At 73.8% G+C, this 17,934-nt stretch carries 14 protein-coding genes and 1 pseudogene; 8 read left to right on the plus strand and 7 right to left on the minus strand.

Annotated features, from left to right (window positions below; genetic code table 11):
• The first annotated feature begins 23 nt into the window (after window positions 1–23).
• Window positions 24–1,319, plus strand: a complete 1,296-nt coding sequence (locus ACH01S_RS33120; RefSeq protein WP_067901007.1) for a GH1 family beta-glucosidase — start codon at window positions 24–26, stop codon at window positions 1,317–1,319.
• Here the strand turns inward: ACH01S_RS33120 and ACH01S_RS33125 are convergent.
• Entirely contained in the window at window positions 1,316–3,469 is a 2,154-nt protein-coding gene (locus ACH01S_RS33125) for an NACHT domain-containing protein (RefSeq protein WP_067901010.1), read from the minus strand. The two genes, ACH01S_RS33120 and ACH01S_RS33125, sit on opposite strands and share 4 nt — an antisense overlap.
• 173 nt (window positions 3,470–3,642) lie before the next feature.
• Between ACH01S_RS33125 and ACH01S_RS44000 the strand changes: the two genes are divergently transcribed.
• Window positions 3,643–5,343, plus strand: a complete 1,701-nt coding sequence (locus ACH01S_RS44000) for a protein kinase domain-containing protein (RefSeq protein WP_067901014.1) — start codon at window positions 3,643–3,645, stop codon at window positions 5,341–5,343.
• A 7-nt stretch (window positions 5,344–5,350) separates the two neighbouring features.
• Here the strand turns inward: ACH01S_RS44000 and ACH01S_RS33135 are convergent, their stop codons facing one another.
• A complete protein-coding gene (locus ACH01S_RS33135; RefSeq protein WP_067901017.1) occupies window positions 5,351–5,812 on the minus strand; it encodes a carboxymuconolactone decarboxylase family protein in 462 nt (153 codons plus the stop codon).
• A 105-nt stretch (window positions 5,813–5,917) separates the two neighbouring features.
• Between ACH01S_RS33135 and ACH01S_RS33140 the strand changes: the two genes are divergently transcribed.
• The gene (locus tag ACH01S_RS33140; protein WP_067901018.1) at window positions 5,918–6,682 is read left to right on the plus strand and encodes a methyltransferase domain-containing protein; all 765 of its coding nucleotides are present in this window, start codon (window positions 5,918–5,920) and stop codon (window positions 6,680–6,682) included.
• Here the strand turns inward: ACH01S_RS33140 and ACH01S_RS33145 are convergent.
• A complete protein-coding gene (locus ACH01S_RS33145) occupies window positions 6,679–7,440 on the minus strand; it encodes an endonuclease/exonuclease/phosphatase family protein (RefSeq protein ID WP_067901021.1) in 762 nt (253 codons plus the stop codon). The two genes, ACH01S_RS33140 and ACH01S_RS33145, sit on opposite strands and share 4 nt — an antisense overlap.
• A 651-nt stretch (window positions 7,441–8,091) precedes the next feature.
• Here ACH01S_RS33145 and ACH01S_RS33150 point away from each other — a divergent pair.
• The gene (locus ACH01S_RS33150; RefSeq protein WP_148344152.1) at window positions 8,092–8,307 is read left to right on the plus strand and encodes a hypothetical protein; all 216 of its coding nucleotides are present in this window, start codon (window positions 8,092–8,094) and stop codon (window positions 8,305–8,307) included.
• Between the two features lie 45 nt (window positions 8,308–8,352).
• On the plus strand, window positions 8,353–9,363 hold the full coding sequence (locus tag ACH01S_RS42845; protein WP_148344153.1) for an AraC family transcriptional regulator: 1,011 nt from the start codon (window positions 8,353–8,355) through the stop codon (window positions 9,361–9,363).
• Window positions 9,364–9,372: 9 nt separating this feature from the next.
• Here the strand turns inward: ACH01S_RS42845 and ACH01S_RS33160 are convergent, their stop codons facing one another.
• From ACH01S_RS33160 to ACH01S_RS33175, 4 genes are all read right to left on the minus strand, one after another.
• Window positions 9,373–11,151: an SDR family oxidoreductase gene (locus ACH01S_RS33160; RefSeq protein WP_067901027.1), complete on the minus strand. Its 1,779-nt coding sequence runs from the start codon at window positions 11,149–11,151 to the stop codon at window positions 9,373–9,375.
• A gap of 70 nt (window positions 11,152–11,221) precedes the next feature.
• A complete protein-coding gene (locus tag ACH01S_RS33165) occupies window positions 11,222–11,755 on the minus strand; it encodes a GyrI-like domain-containing protein (RefSeq protein ID WP_067901030.1) in 534 nt (177 codons plus the stop codon).
• Window positions 11,752–12,510: a MerR family transcriptional regulator gene (locus ACH01S_RS33170; protein WP_067901053.1), complete on the minus strand. Its 759-nt coding sequence runs from the start codon at window positions 12,508–12,510 to the stop codon at window positions 11,752–11,754. The genes ACH01S_RS33165 and ACH01S_RS33170 overlap by 4 nt, the downstream gene beginning before the upstream one ends.
• Window positions 12,511–12,553: 43 nt before the next feature.
• Window positions 12,554–13,648 (minus strand): CapA family protein, encoded by a 1,095-nt coding sequence (locus ACH01S_RS33175; protein ID WP_067901056.1) that lies wholly within the window; start codon window positions 13,646–13,648, stop codon window positions 12,554–12,556.
• A 211-nt stretch (window positions 13,649–13,859) separates the two neighbouring features.
• Between ACH01S_RS33175 and ACH01S_RS33180 the strand changes: the two genes are divergently transcribed.
• From ACH01S_RS33180 to ACH01S_RS44005, 3 genes and pseudogenes are all read left to right on the plus strand, one after another.
• A complete protein-coding gene (locus ACH01S_RS33180) occupies window positions 13,860–16,148 on the plus strand; it encodes a molybdopterin dinucleotide binding domain-containing protein (protein ID WP_067901033.1) in 2,289 nt (762 codons plus the stop codon).
• 137 nt (window positions 16,149–16,285) lie between these two features.
• Window positions 16,286–17,200, plus strand: a complete 915-nt coding sequence (locus tag ACH01S_RS33185; RefSeq protein ID WP_067901036.1) for a Rieske (2Fe-2S) protein — start codon at window positions 16,286–16,288, stop codon at window positions 17,198–17,200.
• Window positions 17,201–17,312: 112 nt separating this feature from the next.
• A pseudogene (locus ACH01S_RS44005) lies at window positions 17,313–17,934 on the plus strand (hypothetical protein); the annotation flags it as partial.

The following is a 17,934-nucleotide window of genomic DNA, read 5'->3' on the forward strand; positions in this document are numbered from 1 at the left end:
CAGGTTCCGGGGAGGGGGCGGCGATGGGTCTGCCGGAGGGGTTCCGCTGGGGCGTCGCGACGGCCGCCTACCAGATCGAGGGCGCGGCCGACGAGGACGGGCGGGGACCGTCCACCTGGGACACCTTCGCCAGGACGCCGGGACGGACCCGCGACGGCCACACCGGCGACGTCGCCTGCGACCACTACCACCGCTGGCCGGAGGACGTCGCGCTCATGGCGGGCCTCGGCGTGGACTCCTACCGGTTCTCGATCGCGTGGCCGCGCGTCCAGCCGCGCGGCAGCGGCCCGGTGAACCCGAAGGGCCTCGACTTCTACGACCGCCTGGTGGACGGCCTGCTCGCGGCCGGGATCGCGCCCGCCGCCACCCTCTACCACTGGGACCTCCCGCAGCCGCTCGAAGACGCAGGCGGCTGGATGGAGCGCGACACCGCCTACCGGTTCGCCGAATTCTCCTACCTCGCCGCCGAGCGCCTCGCGGACCGCGTCGACATGTGGATAACTCTGAACGAGCCCGTGGTCGTCATGGCCTACGGCTACGCGTTCGGCGTCTACGCGCCCGGCCGGACGCTCATGCTCGACGCGCTCCCGGCCGCGCACCACCAGCTCCTCGGCCACGGCCTCGCCGTCACCGCGCTGCGCGGCCGGGGCGCCCGCGAGATCGGCCTCGCCAACCACTACTCCCCGGCGTGGGCCGCCTCGCCCGCCGACCGCCCGGCGGCGGACGCCTTCGACGCGTTCATGAACCGGCTGTTCACCGATCCCGTGCTGCTCGGGCGGTATCCGGACATCATGGGCGACGCGCCGTTCGTCCGCCCGGAGGACCTGGCCGTCATCGCCTCGCCCATCGACTTCCTCGGCGTGAACTACTACCAGCCGACGCGGCTGAAGAACCCGGCGGAGGGCCCGCTCCCCTTCGACATCGTGGACATCGCCGAATACCCGGTGACCGGGATGGGGTGGCCGATCGTCCCCGACGCGTTCCTGTCATTGCTGCGCACCCTCGATTCCCGGTACGACCTGCCGCCGCTCTACATCACGGAGAACGGCTGCTCTTTCCCGGACGAGATCGGCCCGGACGGCGCGGTGGACGACTCGTCCCGCATCGCCTTCCTGGACGCCCACATCAACGCGATGCGCACGGCCGTCCGCGAGGGAATCGACATCCGCGGGTATTACACGTGGTCGCTCCTCGACAATTTCGAATGGTCGGAGGGATACCATCCGCGGTTCGGGCTCGTCCACGTCGACTACGAGACGCAGAAGCGCACGCCGAAGAAGTCATACGGCTGGTACCGCGACCTGATCGCCGCCTCCTAAGGCCCTCCCGGGTTCGCGGCGTCCTGGACGAGACGCCCCTGCAACCGCGCGTGCCGGAACTGGTAGATCGAGCCGATCCTGCGGAGGACGCCCCGCGCGTGCGCCTCTTCGAGAAATCCCATGAGCCGCCACGGAAGGCGCCCGCGCAGCGCGTACCAAAGGCGGCTCAGCGTGTAGGACGGCCACGCGCACGCGAAGGCCGACATCGCGAGGCCGAAAGCGACGCCCGAGCCCAATGCGGAGACCAGTCTCCATGCCGCACCCGCCGCGCTGGTCTCGGACCCGAGGCCCGCCAAGGCGACGAGGAACGTCAGAAGCGCCGTGAAACCGGAGAGGAAGAAGGCGAGCGCCCGGTCGTCCTTGAGGGAGGAGAGGGGACTGGACGCCGAACTGTGCGGCTCCAGCTTGAACATCCATCCGGCCACCCAGCCAACCGTTCCCAGCACCAGCGCGAAACCCGAAACTATCAGCGCGCTCGCGACGACCGACCCGAAGGCCGTGCCCAGCAGATAGGACCCGGAAAGGTTCGCGGAGAACCCGGACTTGGCGATGTCACCCGCCACCGCCAGGGCGAAGAAGGGAATGGAGAGCCCGAAGGTGACCCCGGCGAACAGGCGGAGGTCGCTCCAGCCCAGATTCCCGAGCCTCGGTTTGGTGACCTTGAACCGGAAGTTCAGCCTCGCGGGCTCGTGCGGATTGAACGCGATCCGCACCAGGAAGCCGACCAGCACAATGGAGAACAGGTATCCGCACACGGTCGCCAGTACCGCGCGGTCGCCGAGCAACGGGGACCGCGCCATCGCGTCCACGAAATCGGTGAGCGACGATTCGCCCGCACCGCTGAGCGCCTCAAGAAGGGCACCGCCGACCGTGCCCGCGAGGAGGGCCGCGCGCCGGCGCGGGGCCCGGCGGGCGATGGCCCACCAGCGCAGATCGCGGGAGCCGAGGTCGTCCATGTGGCGGGCGAGGAAGGCCAGCCGGCCCCGGGCGCGCTCCGCCCGCGCCGCGTCGCTCGCTGTTCCGCCGAACGCGGCGGTCACGAATTTCTCCAGCAGATGTTCTTCGACGGCCTCCTTGTCCGGGAACCGCCGCCGGTCGGTCAGATCGGCGGGATCGGACGACGGCGAGTCGTAGACCGTCCGGGCGAGGCTCACCATCAAGGGCACCGAGAGCGCCTGCGCCAAAGGCCGGTCCGCACCGCTTTCGAGGGCGGCGAGAAGCGGTTCCCAGCGCTGCGCGTGAGCACCGTGCGGGACCTTCTTCCGCAGGAATTCCACGACCTCGCGCGGGCGCAGCGGCTCCAGTTCCACGACCGCCGCCCCGGTGAGGACGTCGCCGGATTCCACCACCGCGCGGAACTCCTCCATCCGGCAGGTGAGCACGACGCCGCCGTCCAGGACCGACGACCGGTTCAGCGCCGTCATCGCGAGCGGGCTCGACGACGACTCGATCTCGTCGAGCCCGTCCAGGATCGGCGTGATCCGGCCCTCCTCCAGAAGGCGGCGCGCGACGTCCTTCCCGTATCTGGACGCGCGCTGCAGAAACCCGTAGTCCTCTTCCAGCCGCCGGACGAGCCAGGTCTTCAATTCTTCCGCCGGGTCCCACGAGGCGAGCGAGAAGATGACCGGCACCGGATCGCCCTCTTCGTGCTTTTCCAGCAGCCCGAGGGTGAGCAGGACCGCGAGCGCCGTCTTCCCGGCGCCGGGCGCGCCGAGAATCACCAGCCGCCGCGTCGGGACGCGTTCCAGCGCCTCCACCACGCGAAGGGCGTCGCCGTCCATCCGGAAACGCCTGGACCGGCGTCCGAACACCACTTCGCGATGGTCCGCGAGATCGGCGGGCGCCGCCGACCAGCGCACCGACAGGACCGGCTCGGGGCCGAGGAGCTCGCGGCTCGCGGCCTCCGCCCGCCAATCCCCGCGGACCACGGCCACAAGGTCGGCCGCCGCCGCGGCGACGCCTTCCGCAGAGGCGGGCGCCTCGCCCTGCCCGCCGATCCAGCGGACGACCGCGATCGCGAGCGGCGCGAGCGCCAGAATGGCGGCGAGCCATCCGGCCTGCTCCAGTCCGCGGATCCGCCAAAGGGCGAACAGAGGGACGCAGAGAACGAGCAATGCCGCGGCGCCGACCGCGAGACGCCACCGACTCATGCGGACATCATCCTCGCCGGTGCGTCCACCGGAGAAGGCCCGACCGGAGAAGGCCAGCCGCGAATCGGCGGAATGGCGACCGGCGCAATCGCCCCACCACTCCCCGCGACCCCGCCCGGATAGGCTGCTCTCCTCTCCCTGCTCCTCTCTCGCCGCCGCCGTGGAGGTCCCGGATGCCCGAACCGCGCCCGCTGCGCCCGAACGACCCGCGCGAGCTCGGCGGGTTCCGGCTGACGGCCCGGATCGGGGAGGGCGCGCAGGGCACGGTGTTCCTCGGCGAGTCGGCCGACGGGCAGCGGGTGGCGGCGAAGCTCCTGCACGCCGACGTCGGCCGGGACGAGCGCGCCCGCACCCTGTTCGAGCGGGAGCTCGCGGCGGTCCGCCGGGTCGCGCCGTTCTGCACCGCGCGGGTCCTCGCCGCGGCGGCGGACGGCGACGGCGGCCCGTACATCGTCAGCGAGTACATCGAGGGGCCGTCGCTGCGGGAGCTGGTCGCGGAGCGCGGCGTGGCGGCCGGGGAGGAGCTGGTCAGGCTCGCCATCGGCACCGCGACGGCGCTGGCCGCGATCCACGCGGCGGGCGTCGTCCACCGCGACCTCAAACCGGCCAACGTGCTGCTCGGCGCGGACGGCCCGAGGGTGATCGACTTCGGGATCGCGCGGCCGCTGGACGCGACGTCGGCGACCATGACCGGCGCGGTCGGGACGCCCGCGTACATGGCGCCCGAGCAGTTCGCCGGGTCGGCGGGCGGCGCGCCGCTGGACATGTTCGCGTGGGGCTGCACGATGGCGTTCGCCGCGAACGGCGTCCCGCCGTTCGGCGCCGACACCGTCCCGGCGATCATGCAGCGGGTGCTGACCGGCGAGCCCGACCTCGGCGCGCTCGCGGGCGACCTGCGCGGGCTGGTCGCGGCCTGCCTGGCGAAGGACCCGGCGAGCCGTCCGACCGCGGTCCAGGTCCTGCGCGGGCTGCTCGGCGACCGGCTGGACGCCGCCGCAGCCGGGACGGAGCGGAACCTGCTCGTGGAGGGCACGTCGGCCGCCGCGCTCCAGCCGTCCGCGCCGCCTCCGCCGCCTCCGCCCGCGTTCCCGATCAACCCGGCGCCGGTGTACCAGTACCCGACGAATCCGGCGGGTCCCCCGAAACCGGGACGGGGGCGGCGTGCGCTGCTGATCGCCGTCGGAGCGTGGGCGGGCGTGCTGGCCGTCGCCGGCGGGATCGCAGGCGTCGCCCTCTGGAAGAACCGGGAGAAACCCGCGATAACGGCCACCCAGGCGAGCCCGGGCACCCGGACCGCACTGGCGGGCCAGACCGGGCTCAACTGCGTCTACACACGGGAAAGCGCCGGAGGCGTCAAGGACGTGGGCACGCCCCCATCGCAAGTACCCGCGACCCTGCCGACACGGGCCACCCTCAAGACCAACCGGGGCACGTTGCGACTGCGGCTGGACGCGGCCAAGGCGCCCTGCACCGTGAACTCGCTCGCCTTTCTGGCGGGCAAGAAGTACTACGACAACACGCCCTGCCACAGGCTCACGACCAGTGCGAGCCTGAAAGTGCTCCAGTGCGGTGACCCGTCCGGCCGTGGATCCGGAGGTCCCGGATACAAGTTCGCCAACGAGAACACCACGGGAGCGCGCTACGCCCGGGGAGTGGTCGCCATGGCCAACGCGGGCCCCGGCACCAACGGCAGCCAGTTCTTCATCCTGTACGCGGACGCGACCCTCCCCCCGGACTACACGCCCTTCGGTGAAGTCACGTCCGGCCTAGCGGTGGTGAACGGGATCGCCAAGGCCGGGGCGGGCGACGAGAACGGCCCCGGCGACGGCACGCCCAAGCGGCCCGTGACCATCACGGAGTTCCGGACGTCCTGATCCCGCGTCAGTCCCAGGTCGTCCCGGCGGGCACCTTGTACGTGGTGTTCAGCCGGTTGAAGAGGTTCGTCAGCGCGATCAGGAGGACGAGCGCCGACACCTGCTTCTCGTCGAAGTGCCGGTTGACCTCGTCCCACAGCCCGTCCGGGACGGAGTCGGCGGAACGGTCGGACAGCCGCGTGACGCGCTCGGCCAACTCCAGCGCGGCGCGCTCGGCGGCCGAGAAGAAGGGCGCCTCGCGCCAGGCCGCGACCGCCCCGATCCGCTCCGCGGCGACACCGGCCTTGGTCAGGTTGCGTATGTGGCCGTGGACGCAGGCGCTGCACCCGTTGATCTGGCTCGCCCGCAGCGCCGCGAACTCCTGCACCTCCCGGGGGAGCCCGCCCTCGCCGACGGCCTGGATGAGGCCGCCGATCCCCTTGTTCACGCTGGGCAGGACGTAGGCGTCGTCCCTCGTCCGAGATTCCATCGTTCGCTCCCGTCGGTTCGGCGGCCGGCGCCGCGTGCGCCGGCCCGCGCCTCCATGACGGAGGGGGGCGGGGTGATGTGACCGGACGCCGTGGATCATGGACGCATGGACGGGACGACCTTCGAGGACCTGGTGGCCGAGGCCGAGTCGGCCCCGGTGGCGGGCTGGGACTTCTCCTGGCTGGACGGCCGCGCGACCGAGCAGCGCCCGTCGTGGGGGTACCAGCGGTTGATGAGCGAACGTCTCGCCGCCGCCCGGGCCGCGCTGGACGTGGAGACCGGCGGCGGCGAGGTGCTGGCCGGGGCGGAGACGTTCCCGCCGACGATGGCGGCGACGGAGTCCTGGCCCGCGAACGTCGCGCGGGCGACCCGGCTGCTGCACCCGCGCGGCGCGGTGGTGGTCGCCGACCCGGGCGGACCGGCGCTGCCGTTCGGCGACGCGGCGTTCGACCTGGTGGTGAGCCGCCATCCGGCCGTCGTCCGGTGGGCGGAGATCGCCCGCGTGCTGGCCCCCGGCGGGACGTACTTCGCCCAGCACGTCGGCCCGGCCAGCGTGTTCGAGCTGACCGAGTACTTCCTCGGCCCGCAGCCGGCGGCGCGCCGGAAACGGCACCCGGACGTGGAGAGCGCCGACGCCCGCGCCGCCGGGCTGGAGATCGTCGACCTGCGCTCGGAGCGGCTGCGGATGGAGTTCTCCGACATCGGCGCGGTCGTCTACTTCCTGCGCAAGGTCGTCTGGATCGTGCCCGGGTTCACCGTCGAGGCGCATCGGGAGCGGCTGCGCGAACTGCACGAGCGGATCCGGCGGGACGGCCCGTTCGTCGCCCATTCGTCGCGCGTCCTGATCGAGGCGCGCAAACCCGCCCGTTAGGCGGCGCCGACCGTCAGGGTCGCGTCGATTCCGAAATGGTCGGAGAGCTGGACGGCGCCGCCGCCGGGGAGCGGGACGTCGTCCTTGAAGACCAGCCGGGCCGTCGCCTCGATCCCCGGCCGGACGAGGATCTGGTCGATGGGCTCGAACTCCGCGATCTCGGGACGGAACGTCGGCTCCGCGTCGCCCGCCAGGGCGTTCGCCAGGCCGGTGGCGTCGGTGAACGCGCGCAGGAACGGCGATTCGCGGGGGACGTTGAAGTCGCCCACGACCACGAGCGGCTCCGCCCGGGGAATGCGGTTGATCGCGGACGCCAGTTCCCGCAGCTCGGATTCCTCGACCTTCGCGTAGGCGTTGGACGGCGACCAGTCAACGTCCAGATTCGCCGAAAGGTGCGTGTTCACAACGGTCAGATACCCGTCCGGAAGGCGGACGCGGGTGAACAGCGCTCCTTTGCGCAGCAGCCATTCGGGACGCGCGGGAAGGACCGAGGTGTAGGTCAGGAAATGGCTCCGCGTGATCGGCCGGCGCGAAAGAGTGACCAACCCTCCGCGGACGAGCGGAAACGCGTGGCCGCGCGCCCGATGCGGATAGGACGGCGTCCCGCCGCGCAACCGGGCGAGGACGAGCGGGGAAATGACCTCCTGCAGGCAGACGACGTCGTAGTCGGCGCGCTCGACGATTTCGGCGAGCGCCCCGATTCGCGTGCGGGCGCGCCCGCGGAACAGCGTGTTGAAGGTGAGAACGCGGACCCTCATCGTGCGGCGCCCGCCCCGATAAGGCGGAGGAGGTCGTCCCGGATGACCATGCCCGCCACTCTACGGCCCGCCTTCCCGAGGCGTGCGCTCCGTCCGGTGGCGCGAGGGGCGGGCGGGGCGGCGAGGCCGGATCCGGTCACCGCGTCCCTGGCCCCGGGGCACGGCGCCCGTGCTTCCGGACGGCCGGAGCGCCCGGGCCCCGCCGCCTCCACCGGCGCCGCCGCGCAGGTGAGCGCGATCTCCGCGCCCCGCCGCTTCGCCCACCGGGCCGGGCCTCCCGCGCCGCCGGGCCCGTCCCGGCACCCCCCGCGGGACCGTCCGGCCGGTTGCGAACCGCCCCATTCCTGCGTTTCGGCTAAATCAGAAAAAGGGGTCGAAGCTCCTAGCTGGCGGGCGAGATCCACTATCTGTTTCGCGTTGATGCGCGGGGTCGGCTGATGCATGATTGGAGCTTCAGCGGCTCCGCCCCCGGGAGGCGAATCAGTTTCGAATCCCGCCTTCCCAGGGTCAGCGAATCAACGCCCCGAAGGCGGCCCCCCACTCTTCGCGACGCCGGAAGTGCAGACGATGCGCAGCGACCCCGCATATCCCTTACTCGACGGCAGCCCGGCCTGCTCGATGCCGAACTGCGGGCGTTCTTCCCGCTTTCACGTGCGATTGGAGACGGTCCCGGCGCCCGGAACCCGGACGCTGGGCCGCGATTCCTGCGGCGCCCACCTCGCGGAGATCGTGCACGAGATGGCGCTCTGGGCCAGAGAACGGCGGCGGCGGCCCGCGATGGTCGTCGTCTACGCGACCACGGACGTCCGGCGCCCGAACGGGCCGGGCCCTTTCGACCGGGTCGCCCTTGGCACCATTCCAATCTAAGAAGGTTTGTTCATCCGCGAGAGCCCGGTACCGTCCCACATCACCATGACTCCTCCCACCGCTTCCCAACCCCTGTCCACGTATCGGCGGGTCGCCAGCACGGAACTCGACGTCCTGCACGACGCGGTCGAGCCGTTCGCCGTCGGGCACGACCTCCAGGCCCGCAGGCCCGGCGCGCCGCTGGACGGGGTCGTCAACGCCGTCACCCTCGGCTCGGTCAACCTCGTCTGGGTCCGGTACGGGGGCGGCGGCGTCATCGTGGACACGCCCCCCACCGAGGGGCACTTCGCCATGTGCGCGCCGATGGCGCCCATGGACGTCGAGTACCGCTCCAGCCGGAACCGGGCCACGACCGGCGGCGGGCACGTCCTGTCCCACGACGAGCCGATGCGGCTGGTGCCGCCGCCGAGGCGCGGCTGCCTCGTCGTGTCGACGACCACCGGGCGGCTCGCCGACCACCTCGCCCGCCAGCTCGGCCGCGAGCAGGGCCCGCCGCCCCGCTTCGGCAACGACGGCGGGAAGGCCGTGCTGCCGCCCTCGATCGTCGACCGGACGTGGCGGCACGTCTGCGACGTGCTCGACCACGCGACCGCGCACGGCGGCCTGCACCCGCTCGCGGAGCGGAACCTGGAGGAGTCGCTGCTCACCGCCATCCTGCTCGGGCTCCCGCACACGGCGGCCGACAGCCTCGCCGAGCCGCCGCCGGCGCGCCCGCCGCACCGCCTCGCGGGCGTCATCCGCGACTGGGTGGAGGCGCACCACCGGAGCCCGATCGGCGTCGCCGACATCGCCTCGGCGGCGGGGATCGGCGTCCGGCAGCTCCAGGCGATCTGCCACGACGAGTGGGGCATGACGCCGACGCAGCTCCTGCGCGGGATCCGGCTCGACCACGCGCGCACCGCGCTGCTCGCGGCGAGCCCCGGCCCCCGAACGGTCACCGAGGTCGCCGAGGCGGCGGGCTACGTCCACATGAGCCGGTTCGCCGCCCACTACCGGCAGCGCTTCGGCGAAACCCCGTCCCAGACCCTCAGAAGCACCACGCCCGCCTCCCCCTGAGCAAGCCCGTCAGCCGCGCTGGGGCGGGGTTCTGGGGCGGAGGCGGTCGGTCGCCCGGCGGGCCGCGCGGGCCCGGGCCCGGTTCGCCGCGGGCGAGAGGCGGGACAGGGCGCGGGCGAGACGGGCCTCGACCGTGACGGGGACGACCGGACGGTCCCGCCGGACGGCCCGCAGCACGGCGTCCGCCACCCTTTCCGGCGGGTACCCCCAGCGCTCCAGGGCGCGCCCCGCCCGGTCGCGCAGGACGCTCTCCGCGCCGGGCGGGAGGCTGACGAAACGGGTCCGCCCGGCGATCGGGGTGTCGATCGTCCCGGGGCAGACGGCGGAGACGCCGATGCCGTATCGGCCGACGTCGAGCCGCAGGCACTCGCTCATCTGCAGCACCGCGGCCTTGGTGGCGGCGTACGCGGACATCTCCGCCTTCGGCAGGAACGCCATCATCGACGACACGTTCACGATGTGGCCGCCCTCGCCGCGCTCCACCATCTGGCGTCCGAACAGGCGGCAGCCCCGGTACACGCCGTCCAGGTTGACGCCGCGGACGCGCGCCCAGTCCTCCTCGCCGGTGTCGAGCAGGGATCCGGCCATGGCGATACCCGCGTTGTTGACGACCACGTCCGGGACGCCGAACGACTCACGCACGTCCCCAGCGAAGCGTTCCATCGCGTCCGCGTCGGCGACGTCGACCGTGAACGCGTGGGCTTCGCCGCCGGCGGCGGCTATCTCGTCCACGGTTCGCTTAGCGGACTCCTCGTCGATGTCCGCCACGACCACGCGTGCGCCTGCGGCGGCGAAGGCGTGCGCGGTGGCGCGTCCGATGCCGCTGCCCGCGCCGGTGACGACGACGAGGTCGCCGCCGAACTCCTTGCCCGGCTCGCCCGCCGCGCGCGCGTGGGCGAGCGCGGGGGTCTCTGGCCCGCCCTCCACATGCTCTACGAATTCGGTGACCCAGCGGGCGACGAGGTCCGGATGGCTGCGCGCCACCCAATGCCCGGCGGGCGCGCGCCGCACGTACAGCCGGGGGACGCGCCCGCGCGGCGACAGCAGGAGGGACGGCGAGCCGTACCGGTCCTTGACCGGGACGATGAGCTGGACGGGCACGTCCGTCCGCCCGTCCCCCGACGGCGGCCCGGCGCCGCGCCGCATGTTCGCGCGGTACAGCCCGAGCCCGTTCCGGGCGTCCGCCGGGAGCGTCGCGGCCGGGTGCCCGGCGCGGGGCGCGGCGCCCTCGCGCGGCCCCATCAGGCGCGGGAACCCGGCGGCGAGCAGCCGCGCCGCGCCCTCCCCGACCTTCGGCGCCATGAACACCGGCATGTACACGCTGCGGCGCGCCTGGCCGAGCACCTCCGCGACCCCGCGCGGCCCGGACCGGACGTTCCGCGCCGCCCACGCCGCCAGGTGCCGCCGGTCCGGCCCGGAGATGGAGGTGAACGACGCGATCCGGCCGCGCAGCCGGTCGCCGATGACCGCCTCCCAGCCCTGCACCGACCCCCAGTCGTGCCCGACCAGGTGGACGGGCCCGGCGGCGCCGACGCCGTCCAGGACGGCGAGCAGGTCGCCCATCAGCGCGTCCAGCCGGTAGTCGAGCGGGTCGGACGGGCTGCTCGACGCCCCCGCGCCACGCACGTCGTACACGACGACGCGGAAGCGCCCGGCGAGGTGCTCGGCGACCTCGTCCCACATGGCGCCCGTGTCCGGGTACCCGTGCAGGAGGACGACCGTGGGCCCCTCGCCCCGCACCCGTACGGCCAGTTCGACCTCGCCCGACCTCACCCGCTGGTCCCGCATGATCCCGCCCACCTCGGCCGCCTACGGTTTCCCGTGAAACTACGCCTCTGCGACGGGCCGTCCAACAGGGCTACCGGACGGGCTGCCGCAGGATCGTGCGCATCTTCCCAGGGTCGGTCTCCCGCGTATCGGACAGGTAGATCTCGTGGTGGAGTCCGTTGGGAGCGACCCCCTCGGCCTCCATCAGCGCGTACATCTTCGCCAGGGACGCGGGCTCGTCCGCGTACGCGCCGCGATGCAGCACCTGCACGCACCGTCCGCCCCCGTACCGGACGTGCTGGACGCGCGCCGCCGCCGGAACCTTCGCCCGGACGTCCTCCCGCGCCTGGTCGACGGAGCCGACATCGTCCGGGAGGCGAAGGAACAGGTGCCACCGCCACTCCTCGCGCGGGACGTCCAACGGCGGACGCTCGTCCTCGACCCACCAGCGCCCCTCCAGCGGGACCATCGGCGCGCCGAGCGCGCCCATCACCGCGTACAGCGCGCCCACGCTCGCGCCGTAGGCGGCGCCTCCCGGCTCGCCGCGACCGGTCACCGCCAGGCCGGACACCGGCCCGTGCTCCACGATCTCCGGTTCGCCGGACGCCTCGTACCAGCCGTTCATGGAGAGTCCTCCACTCTGATCATCACCCGGGTCTCCAGGCGTTCGGGCGGCGTGGTCGCGGGATCGTCGAGGTACACCTCGCGGACGGGACCGGCGGGCGTGTGCCCGTGGTCGCCGATCCACGCGAGCACGCCATGGACCGTGAGCGGGATCTCCTCGTACGGGCCGACGTGGACCGCCGCGGCGAACGGGCCGCCGGGCAGGACGCCGTCGCCGTCCGCCGCCTGGACGACGACGCGGACGTCGAACTCGTCCGCCATGTCGAGCGGGAACAGGCCGACGAGCAGGCCGTCCGGGGTCATCCGGGGCAGCAGCCGCGCGACGCACGCCCCGGTCGCGGCCGGGATGGTCGCGGGCGTCGCGGGCTCGCTGGCGGTGAACACCCGCCGGGCGGGCTCCTGGACGATCGACACCGCGACGTCCGGCAGGCCCTCGGCGACGACGCGGTCGAGCAGGCGCAGGCCGCGCAGCCGCCGGTCGACGTCGGCCTCGATCCGGTCGCGCGCCTCCCGGAGCGCGCCGCCCTCGTCCCCGGACAGGACGCGGGCGACCACCGGCAGCGGGACGTCCATCGCCCGCAGCAGGCCGACGAGCAGCGCGTCCCGCGCCTGGCCCGGCCGGTAGTAGCGGTAGCCGGACGACGGGTCCGTCCACGCCGGGGCGAGCAGGCCCAGGTCGTCGTAGTGCCGGAGTTGCTTGACGCTCAACCGGCACAGCCGGGCGAACCGTCCGATCGGCAGGAGATCGTCGCTCACGGGCACCACCCTGGGCCCTCCCACGGTGGGAGAGTCCAGCCGGTCAGGACGGGCGCGCCTGGAGGCCGGTGCATCCCCGCAGCCCGTTCCACCTCTTGACCCCGGCGGCCGCCGCCGTGCCCTTCAGCGGGATCGGGAGGCCGCCGGAGATCCGGGCGGGCGCCCATTTGTCCTTGACGACCTTGCCGTTCTCGACGCGCAGGAACAGCACGCCCGACTCGGCCGTCTGGCCGCTCGCGGACGAGAACACGAAGTTGCCCATCCCGTAGTGGACGTACGAGCCGTTCATGTACCCGCCGCCCAGCGGGATGTGGGCGTGGCCGCCGACGACGATGTCCGCGCCCGCCGCGACGAGCTGCTTGGCGAGCTCCTGCTGGCGCGGGAGCGGGCACGACCTGAGCTCCTGGCCCCAGTGCAGGTGGACGATGACGACGTCCGAGCCCTTGCGCGCCTCCTTCACCGCCTGCACCATTCGCGGGACGTCCTTGGCCGACGCCAGACCGCCCTTGGCGTCGGTGGCCGTCCACCTCTCGATCAGGTTGTCGTCCAGGACCTGGGTCGCGCCGATGATGGCGAGCTTGTTGCCCTTCACGGTGACGCGGTAGGGGCGGTATGCCTCGTCCGCGTTCCTGCCTATGCCGACCACAGGGAACCGGCTGCGCTTGATGGCGGCGAGGGAGTCGCGCAGCCCCTCCTCCATGTAGTCCATGCCGTGGTTGTTCGCCATGGACGTGACGTCCACCCCGGCGGCCTTCAGCGCCGTGAACGCGGTCGCCGGGGCGCGGAACGTGAACTGCTTGCCGGGCGCGGGCGTCCCGCCGGTCGTGATCGCGGTCTCCAGGTTCACCATGGCGAGGTCGGCGGCGCGGAGCTGCCGCGCGACCGGGCCGAGCGCGGTCGCCGGGTTCGCGAGCCGGGACCGCAGCGCCCCCTCGAAGTGCGTGTCGCCGCCGAACGCCAGGACGATCGACTGCCGCGCGGCCGGCTCCCGGCTCGCCGGAGCCCGCGTGCCGCCGGACGTCGCGGGCGGCGGCGTCGCGCCCTTCGCCTCGGAGTCGCCCGAGCCGCCGCCGCACCCGGTGGCGGCCAGCGCGACCGCCCCGGCCATGGCCGCCGCCGCGGCCGCCTTCCCCCGCATGCCCATCCCCTCACCTCCGCGCGCCCCCTGCGGAGCTCCTGGATCAGACGCCCCAGCATGCCACGGGCGCCCCACGTCGCGGGAGAACGCCCCCTGACCTGCGCGGACGACGGCGTCCTCCGCGAACTCGCGACGCGCCGGGTCACCCGCCGTTCCCCGGTTCGCGGAGCCGGGCCATGATGGGGACGGTCCCGTTCACAAGGAGTGCTCGATGGGCGACCGCACGGCCTACCGCACCTGTCCCCTCTGCGAGGCGATGTGCGGGCTTGAGCTGACACTCGACGACGCCGACGCGGTCACGCGGGTCCGCGGCGACCGGGACGATCCGTTCAGCCGCGGGTTCATCTGCCCCAAGGGCGCCACGCTGGGCGTCCTCGACGGCGACCCGGACCGGCTCGCCGAGCCGCTCGTCCGCTCCTCGGCCTCGGACGACTGGGCGACGGCCGGGTGGGACGCGGCGTTCGAGACCGTCCGGGAGGCGCTGTCGGGGATCGTCGCGCGGCACGGCGCGGACGCGGTCGCCGTCTACGTCGGCAACCCGGCCGCGCACTCGCTCGCCGCGCCCCTGTACGTGGGCGCGATCGTGAAGGCGCTCGGCACCCGCAACCTGTTCACCGCGAGCACCGCCGACCAGATGCCGAAGCACGTCGCGTGCGGGCACATGTTCGGCGACCCGCTCGCGATCCCCGTGCCCGACCTCGACCGCACCGGCCACCTGCTGATGCTCGGCGCGAACCCGCTGGAGTCCAACGGCAGCCTCGCGTCCGCGCCCGACTTCCCCGGCCGGCTCAAGGCGATCCAGGCGCGCGGCGGGAAGGTCGTCGTCGTCGACCCGCGCCGGACGCGGACGGCCGCGCTCGCCGACGAGCACCTGTTCATCCGTCCGGGGACCGACGCCTTCTTCCTGATGGCCCTGGTCCGCACCCTGTTCGCCGAGGACCTCGTCGCCTCCGCCGAGCACCTCGCCGGACGCGTCAACGGCCTGGACGACCTGCGCGCCCTCGCCGTCGACTTCGCCCCGGAGCGCGTCGCGCCCATGACGGGCGTCCCGGCGGAGACGATCCGGCGGACGGCCCGCGAGCTGGCCGCCGCGCCCCGCGCCGCCGTGTACGGGCGGATCGGCACCTGCACGCAGCCGTACGGGACGCTGAACAGCTGGCTGGTGGACGTCCTCAACGTCCTGACGGGGAACCTCGACCGGCCCGGCGGGGCGATGTTCCCGCGGCCCGCGCACGCGCCCGTCTACCGGCGCAAGCGGCCGTTCACCACGGGGCGGTGGCGCAGCCGCGTCCGCGGGCTCCCCGAGGTCAACGGCGAACTGCCGGTCGCGACCCTCGCCGACGAGCTGGAGACGCCCGGCGAGGGCCAGGTCAGGGCGCTGATCACGATCGCCGGGAACCCGGCGCTGTCGGCGCCGAACTCGGTCCGGCTCGACCGGGCGCTCGGCGGCCTCGAATTCATGGTCAGCGTCGACCCGTACCTGAACGAGACGACCCGGCACGCGCACGTGATCCTGCCGCCGCCGCGCCCCGCGCAGACGCCGCACTACGACGTCGCGCTGACCGGGCTCGCCGTCCGCGACCACGCGCGCTACTCGCCGCCCGCCGTCCCGCTCCCGGACGGCCGCCCGGACGAGGCCGCGATCCTCGCCCGGCTCGCCGTGCTCGCCTCCGGCGCGGACTCCGACCCCGCCGCGCTCGACGACATGATCATCACGGCGGCGCTGGCGCGGGCCACCGCGCTCGCCGGTTCCCCGGTGCACGGCCGCGAGCCCGGCGAGCTGCGCGCACTGCTCGACGGCGGGGCGCCGCCCGCCGAGCGGCGGCTCGACCTGATGCTGCGGCTCGGCCCGTACGGCGACGGCTTCGGCGCCGACCCGGACGGGCTCACCCTCACCCGGCTGCGCACCGAGCACCCGCACGGCCTCGACCTCGGCGCCCTCAAACCGCGCCTGGACGAGGTGCTGTGCACCACGTCCGGACGGGTCGAGCTGTGCCCGTCCACGTTCGCCGCCGACGTCGACCGCCTGCACCGCGCCCTCCGCGACCCCGTCCCCGCCGGGCTGGTCCTGATCGGACGCCGCCACCTGCGCTCCAACAACAGCTGGCTGCACAACGTCCCCGAGCTGGTCGGCGGCTCCAACACGTGCACGCTCCAGCTCAACCCCGCCGACGCGGCCCGGCTCGGCGTCGCCGCCGGGGACGCGGTGCGCGTCTCGTCCCGGACGGGCGCCGTCGACGCCGTCGCCGAGCCCACCGACGCCCTCATGCCCGGCGTCGTCAGCCTCCCGCACGGGTGGGGGCACGACCGTCCCGGGACGCGGACCGGGGTCGCGCGGCGGCACGCGGGCGTCAACGTCAACGCCGTCACGGACGAGCGGGAGATCGACCCGCTGTCGGGCAACGCCGTCCTGAACGGCGTCCCCGTCACCGTCACCGCCGTCACCGCCGTCACCGCCGTCGCCGCCGGTGAGCGGACCCCTCGCAGCTCACGCGCCTAGCACACGTCGGCCCCGTGGTTTAGCCCCTCCCGGCTACAGGTACGTATGACTGGCCGCAGGTGAACGCGGACGACTAGTGTCCGACAGGGGGGCTCGGACGAATGCGAGGTCTCAAGCACAAGCCGCGGAGGAGGGGCATGAACCGCAGGACGAACATCTTCCGGCGAATGTCCCGGCCGGAGGGGCCGGCGCGGCTCGCCGACGTCACCGACCGGCTGGAGCATGCCCAGGGCCTCGACGGCGTCATCCGCGGGCTCTCCGTGGCCGTGCGGCGCGTGCTGCGCCCCGGGCCGGTCAAGGACGCGCTGCACGGCGTCCCGGCCGGGCATCCCGCGCATCCGCCGCTGACCGACATGCCGATGGGCTTCTGGATGTCCGCCGCCGTCCTCGACCTCATGCCAGGCGGGCGGCGCGCGGCGGGGACCCTCGTCGCGGCCGGGCTGGCGGGCGCCGTCCCGACCGTGCTGACCGGCATCGCCGACTGGGCGTCGCTGCACCGCGAGCAGCAGCGCGTCGGGCTCGTCCACGCCGCCGGGATGGCGACGGCGAGCACGCTGTACTCGGTGTCGCTGGTGGCCCGCTGCCAGGGCCGGGACGCCGCCGGGCGCGCGTTCGGCTACGCCGGGCTCTCCGCCCTCCTCGTCGGCGGCTACCTCGGCGGGCACCTCGCGTTCCGGCAGGCCGCGGGCGCGAGCCACGCCGACCAGGTCGGACACCTCGTCACGCTCGGCTGGCACGACCTCTGCGCGGCCGACGAACTCCCGGACGGCTGGCCCGTGCACCGCCGCCTCGGCTACATCGGCCTGTTCGTGCTGCGGACCGGCGACGACATCCACGTCCTCGCCGACCGCTGCAGCCACCTCGCCGGACCGCTCCACCAGGGGCGCGTCGTCACCGACGACAACGCCGACGTGTGCGTCATCTGCCCGTGGCACGGGAGCACGTTCCGCGTCCAGGACGGGGCCGTCGTGCACGGACCCGCCACCGCCCGCCAGCCCGCCTTCGAGACGCGGGTGACGGAGGAGGGCACCGTCCAGGTCCGTCCTTACTAGGGGTTCGGGGGCTGGTCCACAGGTCCATTCCGGTCAGCAGAACATCCCGAGATGGTGACTGCTGGTAGTTGAATGCTGACTCTGTGCATATGTCGCTCGTAGTGTGGCGGCCATGACGTCCATCGCCCTCCCGCCGCTCCCCATGCCGTACCCCGCGCGCCTCAACCCGCACCGCGCCCGGGCCCGCGCCGCCGCGGAACGGTGGGCCGTCGCCATCGGCATCCTCGGCTCCGACGAGTCCGTCTGGGACGAGGCGGACTACAAGGCCATCGACTTCGCCAAGCTCGCCGCCTACGCCTTCCCGGACGCGCCCCCGGACGAACTGGAGCTCCTCACCGAGTGGTACGTCCTCGCGTGGTTCATGGACGACCACGCCGACCACCGAGCCGCAGCGAACCGCCCCCCGGCCTTCAACCCGACCCGCCTACAAGCCTTAACCCCAACCTCCACCCCTGAAAGCGCGACCGACCCAGCGAGCAACTCGAATTCGGACGGGGCGCCCGGCCCGCACGGGGCATCCGGCCCGGACGGAGCGTCCGGCCCGGGCGGAGCGTCCGGCCCGGGCGGAGCGTCCGGCCCAGGCGGGGTGCCCGGCTCGGACGGGGCATCCGGCCCGGACGGGGTGCCCGGCCCGGACGGGGTGCCCGGCCCAGGCGGGGCACCCGGCCCAGGCGGGGCACCCGGCCCAGGCGGGGCACCCGGCCCAGGCGGGGCACCCGGCCCAGGCGGGGCAA

Source organism: Actinomadura chibensis NBRC 106107, from assembly GCF_001552135.1.
Classification (GTDB): Bacteria; Actinomycetota; Actinomycetes; order Streptosporangiales; family Streptosporangiaceae; genus Spirillospora; species Spirillospora chibensis.

Bases quoted from the DNA above. Each gene is read 5' to 3' on its own strand.
- ACH01S_RS42845 (WP_148344153.1), top strand. From the start codon at position 8,353: ATGACTCCTCCCACCGCTTCCCAACCCCTGTCCACGTATCGGCGGGTC.
- ACH01S_RS33145 (WP_067901021.1), bottom strand. From the start codon at position 7,440: ATGAGGGTCCGCGTTCTCACCTTCAACACGCTGTTCCGCGGGCGCGCC.
- ACH01S_RS33120 (WP_067901007.1), top strand. From the start codon at position 24: ATGGGTCTGCCGGAGGGGTTCCGCTGGGGCGTCGCGACGGCCGCCTAC.
- ACH01S_RS33125 (WP_067901010.1), bottom strand. From the start codon at position 3,469: ATGAGTCGGTGGCGTCTCGCGGTCGGCGCCGCGGCATTGCTCGTTCTC.
- ACH01S_RS33160 (WP_067901027.1), bottom strand. From the start codon at position 11,151: ATGCGGGACCAGCGGGTGAGGTCGGGCGAGGTCGAACTGGCCGTACGG.
- ACH01S_RS44000 (WP_067901014.1), top strand. From the start codon at position 3,643: ATGCCCGAACCGCGCCCGCTGCGCCCGAACGACCCGCGCGAGCTCGGC.
- ACH01S_RS33165 (WP_067901030.1), bottom strand. From the start codon at position 11,755: ATGAACGGCTGGTACGAGGCGTCCGGCGAACCGGAGATCGTGGAGCAC.
- ACH01S_RS33175 (WP_067901056.1), bottom strand. From the start codon at position 13,648: ATGCGGGGGAAGGCGGCCGCGGCGGCGGCCATGGCCGGGGCGGTCGCG.
- ACH01S_RS33140 (WP_067901018.1), top strand. From the start codon at position 5,918: ATGGACGGGACGACCTTCGAGGACCTGGTGGCCGAGGCCGAGTCGGCC.
- ACH01S_RS33135 (WP_067901017.1), bottom strand. From the start codon at position 5,812: ATGGAATCTCGGACGAGGGACGACGCCTACGTCCTGCCCAGCGTGAAC.
- ACH01S_RS33180 (WP_067901033.1), top strand. From the start codon at position 13,860: ATGGGCGACCGCACGGCCTACCGCACCTGTCCCCTCTGCGAGGCGATG.
- ACH01S_RS33185 (WP_067901036.1), top strand. From the start codon at position 16,286: ATGAACCGCAGGACGAACATCTTCCGGCGAATGTCCCGGCCGGAGGGG.